The organism is Sulfitobacter rhodophyticola (assembly GCF_041281685.2).
Taxonomy (GTDB): domain Bacteria; phylum Pseudomonadota; class Alphaproteobacteria; order Rhodobacterales; family Rhodobacteraceae; genus Sulfitobacter.
Map to the genome: position 1 here is coordinate 1,892,385 of NZ_CP166251.2, position 8,965 is coordinate 1,901,349.

The 8,965-nt window shown below is 61.2% G+C and carries 10 protein-coding genes; 4 read left to right on the forward strand and 6 right to left on the reverse strand.

Annotated features, from left to right (window positions below):
• The first annotated feature begins 40 nt into the window (after positions 1-40).
• The gene (locus tag AB4X18_RS10375; RefSeq protein WP_370400014.1) at positions 41-1,141 is read left to right on the forward strand and encodes a site-specific DNA-methyltransferase; all 1,101 of its coding nucleotides are present in this window, start codon (positions 41-43) and stop codon (positions 1,139-1,141) included.
• Between the two features lie 104 nt (positions 1,142-1,245).
• Here AB4X18_RS10375 and AB4X18_RS10380 read toward each other — a convergent pair whose 3' ends face one another.
• The 3 genes from AB4X18_RS10380 to mutY all read right to left on the reverse strand — a co-directional run bounded on the left by AB4X18_RS10380 (position 1,246) and on the right by mutY (position 4,012).
• Positions 1,246-1,668 (reverse strand): response regulator, encoded by a 423-nt coding sequence (locus tag AB4X18_RS10380; protein WP_432817369.1) that lies wholly within the window; start codon positions 1,666-1,668, stop codon positions 1,246-1,248.
• Between the two features lie 59 nt (positions 1,669-1,727).
• Positions 1,728-2,876, reverse strand: coding sequence for an alkane 1-monooxygenase (locus AB4X18_RS10385; RefSeq protein WP_370400016.1), 1,149 nt, complete (start codon positions 2,874-2,876; stop codon positions 1,728-1,730).
• Positions 2,877-2,944: 68 nt separating this feature from the next.
• The gene (gene mutY, locus AB4X18_RS10390) at positions 2,945-4,012 is read right to left on the reverse strand and encodes an A/G-specific adenine glycosylase (protein ID WP_370400017.1); all 1,068 of its coding nucleotides are present in this window, start codon (positions 4,010-4,012) and stop codon (positions 2,945-2,947) included.
• 82 nt (positions 4,013-4,094) lie between these two features.
• Here mutY and AB4X18_RS10395 point away from each other — a divergent pair, with 82 nt between their 5' ends.
• From AB4X18_RS10395 to AB4X18_RS10405, 3 genes are read left to right on the forward strand one after another with little or no spacing between them, the layout of a single operon-like run.
• A complete protein-coding gene (locus AB4X18_RS10395; protein WP_370400018.1) occupies positions 4,095-4,601 on the forward strand; it encodes a DUF721 domain-containing protein in 507 nt (168 codons plus the stop codon).
• Positions 4,602-4,650: 49 nt separating this feature from the next.
• Positions 4,651-5,328: a DsbA family protein gene (locus tag AB4X18_RS10400; protein WP_370400019.1), complete on the forward strand. Its 678-nt coding sequence runs from the start codon at positions 4,651-4,653 to the stop codon at positions 5,326-5,328.
• On the forward strand, positions 5,328-6,440 hold the full coding sequence (locus AB4X18_RS10405) for a CaiB/BaiF CoA transferase family protein (RefSeq protein ID WP_432817370.1): 1,113 nt from the start codon (positions 5,328-5,330) through the stop codon (positions 6,438-6,440). Before AB4X18_RS10400 ends, AB4X18_RS10405 begins: the two co-directional genes overlap by 1 nt.
• 53 nt (positions 6,441-6,493) lie before the next feature.
• Here AB4X18_RS10405 and lpxK read toward each other — a convergent pair whose 3' ends face one another.
• The 3 genes from lpxK to AB4X18_RS10420 are packed head-to-tail and all read right to left on the reverse strand — an operon-like array spanning position 6,494 to position 8,953.
• A complete protein-coding gene (gene lpxK / locus AB4X18_RS10410) occupies positions 6,494-7,486 on the reverse strand; it encodes a tetraacyldisaccharide 4'-kinase (RefSeq protein WP_370400021.1) in 993 nt (330 codons plus the stop codon).
• Positions 7,483-8,703 carry a 3-deoxy-D-manno-octulosonic acid transferase gene (locus tag AB4X18_RS10415; RefSeq protein WP_370400022.1) on the reverse strand — a complete coding sequence of 407 codons (1,221 nt, stop codon included), beginning with the start codon at positions 8,701-8,703 and terminating at the stop codon, positions 7,483-7,485. The genes lpxK and AB4X18_RS10415 overlap by 4 nt, the downstream gene beginning before the upstream one ends.
• Positions 8,704-8,710: 7 nt before the next feature.
• Positions 8,711-8,953 (reverse strand): DUF4170 domain-containing protein, encoded by a 243-nt coding sequence (locus AB4X18_RS10420; protein ID WP_370400023.1) that lies wholly within the window; start codon positions 8,951-8,953, stop codon positions 8,711-8,713.
• Positions 8,954-8,965: the final 12 nt, after the last annotated feature.

Consider the following 8,965-nt stretch of genomic DNA (forward strand, 5'->3'; position numbering starts at 1 on the left):
ACCAATGAGTGCGCAAAGCACCGGGGACAGAGGCAGATATATGACGACCACCATCAAGAGCGCTGCGGCGCTCCCCCTGAACACGATTCTAAGTGGCGATTGCATCGAGGCGATGCAGGCATTGCCTGCTGAAAGTGTCGACCTGATCTTTGCAGATCCGCCCTACAACCTGCAACTGCGCGGCGACCTGCACCGTCCGGATAATTCCAAGGTGGATGCGGTTGACGATGAATGGGACCAGTTCGCCAGCTTCAAGGCGTATGATGACTTCACCCGCGCCTGGCTGAAGGCGGCGCGTCGGCTGCTCAAACCCGATGGGGCGATCTGGGTCATCGGCAGCTATCACAACATCTTCCGCGTCGGTGCCGCGTTACAGGACGCGGGATACTGGATCCTCAATGATGTGGTCTGGCGCAAATCCAACCCGATGCCGAACTTCCGCGGCAAGCGTTTCACCAATGCCCACGAGACGATGATCTGGGCGGGCAAGGGCGAGAACAGCAAATACACCTTCAACTATGAGGCGCTAAAGGCGCTGAACGAAGGTATCCAGATGCGCAGCGACTGGGTGCTGCCGATCTGTACGGGCCATGAACGCCTGAAAGACGGCGCAGGCGACAAGGCACATCCGACGCAAAAACCGCAAAGCCTGCTTCACCGCGTGCTTGTGGGTTCCTCCAACCCCGGCGATGTGGTGCTTGACCCGTTCTTCGGGACCGGGACCACCGGGGCTGTGGCCAAGATGCTGGGCCGCGATTTCATCGGGATCGAGCGCGAAGAAAGCTATCGCGCCGTGGCCGAGAAACGCATTGCCAAGATACGCAAGTTCGACCGCGAAGCGTTGCAGACGACAACGTCGAAACGTGCAGAGCCCCGCGTGCCCTTCGGCCAATTGGTTGAACGCGGGATGTTGCGCCCGGGCGAGGAGCTTTATTCCCTCAACGGTCGCCACAAGGCCAAGGTGCGCGCCGATGGCTCCTTGATCGGCGCGGATGCCAAAGGGTCCATTCATCAGGTCGGTGCCGCATGCGAAAAAGCACCCAGCTGTAACGGCTGGACCTATTGGTGCTTCAAGAAGGACGGCAAACGCGTGCCCATTGATCTGCTGCGCCAGCAGATCCGGTCGGAGATGGCCAACTAGATTTCAGACATACCTACACCGCCGGTGTCTGCATTGTTCCAACCCCCCGAAGGAACATGCGCAGACACTCACCTTGGCCCCGCCCCTGGCGGGGCCTTTTTTCATCAATGCACGTGCGCGCGGAGCGGCCGATTGTCCCGCAATGCGGCATGAACATACCGCGTGTCGAATTCCCGCTTGCTCAGCACGTATCGAACCCCGGCAGCGGCTGCCTTTTCCCACATGAAGGGCGACGGCCAATCGCTGACCATGATCACGGGGATATGTGACAGGTGTTCGTCCCGTGAAAGCTCCAGCGCGAAATTGGTGCCCAGACCGTCAGGCAGGTTGTTGTCCAGCAGGATCAGCGCGGCCTTTCCACGCGCCAGCGCGGCACGGGCGCAGGCAAGTGTCGTCGCCACCTCAACCGTGAAACCATAATGCGAACGGGCCAGCACGCGGCGCATCCGCTCACTGTCGAAAACGCTGTCTTCTACAATCAGGCAGGTCGGCATGTGAGGGTTGGAAAGGCTCTGGGCTGGCTGCATCGGGTTCCCGTTCACGGCTATCGCGAGAAACCCTGCCATGACCGGGTTAAGATCGCGTTTCAGCGCGGCTGTGGCGTGGCACGACGGTTATAGTCCGTCCAATCGGTGATCTTGGGATAATAGGTGCGGCGCCATTCGCGCACACGCGGGTTCATGATCCGCCGCCAAAGCGGTGGGATCATCGCCGCCATTGTCATGACCGGATACCCGAACGGCAGCTGCGGAGCCTCATCCGGGCCATAGTTCTGCAACACCGGAAAGCGCCGGTCGGGCTTGTAATGGTGATCAGAGTGCCGTTGCAGGTTGATCAGCAGCCAATTCGATGCCTTGTGCGCCGCATTCCACGAATGGTGCGGTTGCACATGCTCGTATTTGCCGTCGCCCAGATGCTCACGCGTCAACCCGTAGTGTTCGATGTAATTTACCAGCTCCAGCTGCCAGATCGCGACACCGGCCTGCACCAGAAACAGCGCGACGCCTGACCAGCCGCCAAGGATCAGCGCGGCGATCAGGCATAGGGCCTGCAGACCCCAGTATTTGAAGAACGGGTTCGAAAGGTCGGTCCAGGGTTTGTTCTTGCGCGCCAGCATCGCCTTTTCGGCCTTGAACGCGGACACCAGCGATTGCCGCAACACGCGGGGATAGAAACGGTGGAACCCTTCGTTATAGCGCGCAGTCACCGGGTCGCGCGGGGTGGCCACATAGCGGTGATGCACCAGCAGATGTTCCGAACGGAAATGCGAATAAAGCACCATAGCCAGCAGCGCATCGGCCAGGAAACGCTCCAGCTTGTTCTTCTGATGCATCAACTCATGGCTGTAATTGATACCGACAGTCCCGGTGATCACGCCCACGCCAAAGAAAATGCCAACACGCTCCAACGTGTTCAGATGGTCGGCCTGCGGCACATACCACAGCAGGCCGAAAAGCGTGATCGCCTGTGCCGGCACCCAAAGCAGGGTAACAAGGCGATACCAGAAAAGGTCATCGTCCGTTGCTTCCAGATCGCCGTTATCAAGGTTGACCCCCACAACAGCATCGAGCACCGAAAAAAGGAACCATGTCACCAAGGGCAACAGAACGATCGTCCAACCGCCGTTCATGGCGGCGACCCACGCAAGCGGGATCAGCCCAAGCGACAGCCAGAACGGAAGCGCGCGCGCAAGGCGGGCCAGATCATGTGCTGGAATAGTGGTGGGTGTGCTCATCTGCGTCTCTTGTTCACTTTTTGTGATCTTATCGTGAAACAAGGAGGGCTCAAAGAGGGCAAAGCGCCTCAGCCACGGGTCAGATTGAAGGCTTTGCGCATCACTGTCGGCAGGTCTGAAGGGCGGAACAGATCCGGGGGCAGGAATGTTCCGACAGTCGGACGGGCATCCATGGGTACATCGGCCTGCATAATCCGCAGGATCAGGTGGAAATGCGTGAAAGTATGTCGCACCTCGCCGGGGTGGCATTGCCATTCAGCCTCCACCGGGGGCAGGCCCGGCGGCAGGTCGTGCGCGGTATCGGTCCACTCCGATCCGGGCCAGCCCAGCATCCCGCCCAGCAAACCCTTGTCAGGCCGCGTCTCCAGCAGCCATGCGCCATCCGTGCGGCGCGCCAGATAGACAGTGCCATGGCGAACGGGCTTGGCCTTTTTCGGCGTCTTCTTGGGGAGCTCTGCTGCCGTTCCCTCCATCCGCGCGGCGCAGGGACTACGCCAGGGACAAATGCCACAGGCGGGGGACTTGGGCGTGCAGATCGTCGCACCCAGATCCATAACGGCCTGTGCGTAATCGCCGGGCCGCTTGGCGGGTGTCAGCGCCTCGGCACGCGCCATCAATTCGGGTTTGGCGGCGGGCAAGGGCGTATGAATATCGTAAAGGCGCGCCATGACCCGCTCCACGTTTCCGTCCAGAACGGTGCTTTGCCGGTCATACGCGATGGCGGAGACAGCCGCGGCGGTATAGGGACCGATACCGGGCAACGTCAGCAGAGTGCCATAATCGTCCGGAAAAACCCCGTCATGATCCGCAACGACGACCCGTGCGCACTTCAGCAGATTGCGCGCGCGTGCATAATATCCAAGGCCAGCCCATTCCCCCATCACCGCTGCGTCCTCGGCGGCGGCCAGATCGCGCACAGTAGGCCAACGTGCGGTAAACCGCTCGAAATAGCTGCGCACCGTGACAACAGTGGTCTGTTGCAGCATGATTTCACTCATCCAGATGCGATAGGGGTCGGGCATCACTCCGTTTGCACGGTCCTGCGGACCAATGCGCCATGGCATTTTGCGGGCGTGCACATCATACCAGTCCAGCAGGCTTGCGGGCAGGACGTCATTGTCGGAAAGGTCACGCAATATTTATGCTCCGAAAAGCCGCACGGGCTGGTGAATTGGGGGCAATGCCATATGTTATGCCCTGAACAAGAGGAAGATAGCGATGGCCGCGCGCCGGACCAGTACAAAAGGGTTCAAACGCACTGATAGTCTGCTGTCCGGGCAAATTCGATCCGCATCTGAGCGGCGCGGCTTTGCGCAGACGCGGCTATTGACCCAATGGGCCGAGATCGCAGGCGCTGACACCGCCGCCATCGCTCTCCCGGTCGAAGTAAGCTATGGCCGGGGCGGGATGGGCGCGACACTGACCTTGCTGACCACGGGGCCGAATGCACCGATGCTGGAAATGCAAAAGGAACAACTGCGGACAAAGGTGAATGCCGTCTATGGCTACAATGCCATTTCACGCATCAGAATCACCCAGACGGCGCCACAAGGCTTTGCCGAGGGACAAATCGCCTTTGCGCCCGCAAAACCGGAACCGACAAAGGCCCCGGATCCGGCACTGACGCGCAAGGCCGCCGATGCGGCCAGCCCGGTAACGGACGACGGGCTGCGCGCCGCTCTTGAAAAGCTGGGTACGAACGTGCTGATGAAGACCAAGAGTTGACGCATCTTTCAGATCACATCGAACAAGACGATTTCAGAGGAAAACAATCATGAACCGTAGAAACATCTTGCTGGGCGGTGTCGCCCTTGTTGGCCTGGGCGGCTGGGCGTTGACCTCTGGCCTGGGTGGTGGCAGCGGCAGCACACCGGTCAATCCGCTAATCGGCGCGGCAAACGCGCAATCGTCTGACATCGACACAAGCACCGTGCCGGACATGGTATTGGGCAGTGAAGACGCCCCCGTGACCGTGATCGAATATGCCTCCTACACCTGCCCGCATTGCGCGCGCTTCCATGAGGGTGATTTCAAGCAACTCAAGGCCAACTACATCGACACCGGCAAGGTGAAGTTCATCTACCGCGAGGTGTATTTCGACCGCTACGGCCTGTGGGCATCGATGATCGCGCGCTGTGGCGGGCAGGAAAAATTCTTTGGCATTTCCGATATGCTGTACAAGGGCCAGTCCGAATGGGCCCGCGCTGGCGAACCTGCCGCGATTGCCGATGAACTGCGCAAGATCGGGCTTCTGGCGGGCCTGGACAAGGACACGCTGGATGCCTGCCTGTCCGACGCCACCCAGGCAGAGACGCTGTATGCATGGTTTCAGGAAAACGCCGAGGCCGACGGCATCAACTCCACCCCCAGCTTCGTGATCGACGGAAAGAAATACGGCAATGAAGGCTATGCCGCCATGGCCGAATTGATCGACGCCGCACTGGGCAGCTGATGTCTGCCCCCCTTGCCGGCCTGAAAGTGGTCGAGATGGCCCGCGTTCTGGCCGGTCCCTGGGCCGGGCAGACCCTGTCCGATCTGGGTTGTGACGTGATCAAGGTCGAAAGCCCAACCGGCGATGATACGCGCCAGTGGGGTCCCCCCTTCGTGACGCGCGATGACGATGTGTCGGCGGCCTATTTTCATTCCACCAACCGGGGCAAGGCTTCGGTCACGATAGATTTTCGCACCGCCGAAGGCGTGGCGCGGCTGAAAAAGCTGCTGGTCGATGCCGATATCCTGATCGAGAATTTCAAGACCGGGGGCCTTGCGAAATACGGGCTGGATTATGACAGCCTGCGCGACGAATTCCCGCAATTGATCTATTGCTCCATCACCGGGTTCGGTCACACCGGCCCCTATGCGGATCACGCCGGGTATGATTTCATCGTGCAGGGCATGTCCGGTCTGATGTCCGTCACCGGAGAACCGGACCGCCAGCCGCAAAAGACCGGTATCGCGATCACGGATGTTTTCACCGGTGTCTATGCGACCACGGCGATCCTTGCGGCAGTGCACCAACGCCAGGCCACAGGCCGGGGGCAACACATCGACATGGCGCTGCTTGATACGGCTGTATCGATCATGGGCAATCAGGCGATGAATTACCTGACGACCGGGGTGGCGCCGACGCGGATGGGCAACGCGCATCCCAATCTGACGCCATACGAAGTCTTTGAATGTTCTGACGGGCATCTGATCATCGCAACCGGGAATGACGGTCAGTATCGGCGCCTGTGCCAGCTGCTTGGACTGGATGACATGGCCCATGACCCTGATTTCGCCAGCAACGCCAAAAGGGTGGCCAACCGCCCTGCCATGATTGCCCGGCTCAACGGCGCGACGTCCCGGATGACACGGGCCGAACTGCAAAAGGCCTGCGAGGCGCACACGGTGCCCGCAGGGCCGATCAACCATCTTGACGATGTGATGGCCGATCCGCAGGTCATTGCGCGGGGAATGCAAATCGAATTGGACGGTGTGCCGGGGTTGCGGTCCCCCTTCGTGTTTTCGGACGCGGAACTGGACCTCAATCGACCAGCGCCAAAACTGGGTGAAGACGATTGAAAAGGCCCGCTTTCCTTGAAGGAGCGCTGTCGAAAGTTTTCTGAATTTCCGGCCTAGCCCGGTTTGGGCAGCGCGTTCAAAGCATCGAAAAGCGCGTTTTCCGGCGGCAGGCTCAGCCGCACAGGTAATGTGATCACCTTGCTTCGGAATTTCGCAGGCAGGCGCACGGCGTCTTTTTCGGTCGTCACCAATTGCGCGCCACGCGCGATCGCATCTGCCTCCAGCCGCGCCATCAGCGCAGGCGTCAAGGGCTGGTGATCCGACAGCGCCTCGGCGTGAACCAACTCGGCACCAAGACCCCGCAGTGTGACGAAGAACTTTTCAGGATGGCCGATACCCGCAAAGGCCAGAGCGCGCATGCCTTCCCACACCATACCCGTGCGCAAGGGTTCAAGGGTGGCGCGGACATGGGGCAGGGCGGTGGGGACCTGTGATGTATCGAACTCCGCCTGCGCCGCCTTGTCGCCAATCGACAAGAGCAGATCGGCCCGTGTAAGACCCGTCGCGACGGGCTCTCGCAATGGCCCCGCAGGCAGGCAAAGCCCGTTGCCGAAACCCTTTTCAGCATCCACGACAACAATGCTCAGATCATATGCCAATGCAGGGTTCTGGAACCCATCGTCCAGAACAATCACACTGGCCCCGGCGTCCACGGCGGCCTGCGCCCCCGCAGCCCGGTCGCGTGCCACCCAAACCTCTGCAAAGGCCGCCAGCAGCAAAGGTTCATCCCCGACGTCGCTGGCGCGATGACGCGACGGGTCCACCTGCACAGGCCCTTCCACTGTCCCGCCATACCCCCGGGATATGACATGCGGCGTGTGATAGAGATCGCGCAACCGTTCGACCACGGCCATGACGGTGGGGGTCTTGCCAGTGCCGCCTGCGTTGATGTTGCCCACGCAGATAACCGGTACATCCAGCTTCAGGCGCTTGCCCCGTGCCAACCGGCGTGCTGTTGCCCTCGCATAAAGCGCCCCAAGCGGCTGCAAGGCGCGCGCCCGCCAGTCTGGATGCGGCAGGTGCCAGAAAGCAGGTGCGCGGGTCACGCGCGCCCCATGGATTGATCGAGCGCATCCTGTACCAGATCGCTGACGCTGTCCGTCAGCGCGGCCCCTTTTGAAATCACGTCCCACCCCGCATGGGCCATTGTCGCGGCCTGGTCCGGCGCGATCAGCCGCGACACGGCGGTGCCCAAACCATCGGTGTCATTGACAATGCGCGCAGCCCCCGCCGCCGCCAGCCGGGTGTAGGACGGCAGGAAGTGCCGCACTTTTGGCCCATAAAGGATGGCCGACCCAAGGGCCGCGGCATCAAGGGGGTCACACCCGATACTGTCCGGCACCAGCGATGATCCCAGGAACGACACCGGAGCCGTACGAAAGAACAGACCACGATCTGACGCGTCCTCGCTGATCAGAACGTCGGTATTTTCATCGGGGAATTGTCCCTCGTCCCAAAGGGCAAGGTTGAAATCGGCTTCGGTCGCCGCCAGCGCCGGTGCCACGTCGTCGGGTTTTGCAAGCTGCAGGATCAGCAGCAATCGATGCGACATGCGCCGGGCCTTGGCGTGTGCGGCAAGAACGGTGGCCGTCTCGGCCCCGTGTACCTGTGTGGCGAACCAGACGGGCCTGCCACCCAGCGCCGCCGTAAGCTCCGCCAGATCGGAATCGGCACACGGCAGCGGCTCGCCTCCGGCAAGCAACGCGCTCGCGGGCAAAAGCCGCTCGCGGTCCAGTCCCATCTGTTCAAGGCGGGTCTGCCCCTCCGCACTGCGCGCGCTGGCCTTGGTGAATTGATTAAGCACGGTTTGCGTCATGTCAGGCAGCCAGCGGTCCCGCCTGCGGGTGAAGCCCTTCGGGTCGGCGTCAATCAGGAAAAGCGGAATGCGGGCGGCAGCCTCCAGGATCAGATTGGGGCGCAACCCACCCCAGACCCAGATAACGGCCCCCGGCATCCAGTGATCCAGAAAGCGGGTGACGCCGGTCTCATGCTCGCTCGGCGCCCGGGTCAGGGTCAGGGGCAGATCATCGCGGGTCAGGGCTGCGGCGTTGCCGTCGGGTGGCAACGTGATCAGCACATGCAGCCCGGGACGAGACCGGATCAGGCGCGCGGCAAGATCCTGAATCGCAAGCATATTGCTTGGCTCGCCCGCATGGATCCACAACACTTCACCATTGGGCCGGGGCCCCATGGGATCAGGCCCGGGCGCATCCGAGCGCCGCACAAGCGCGCGGTACGCAGCAAGCCCGAGCGACCCGGCCATGCGTATCTCAACCCAGTTCTTCGGTGGCGGAGGCTTCGGTCTCTTCATCCCGCAGTCGGTGCAGATGCGCGATGAAATACCGCATATGCGCGTTGTCCACCGTGCGCTGTGCCTCATTTTTCCACGCATCATATGCGGCGTCGTAGCTGGGGAAGATACCCACGACATGCAGATCATCCACGTTCTTGAACACGTTCTCGCTGGGGCTGACCAGTTCGCCCCCGAAAACAAGGTGCAGGCGTTGGGTCATTCAAGTCTCCTC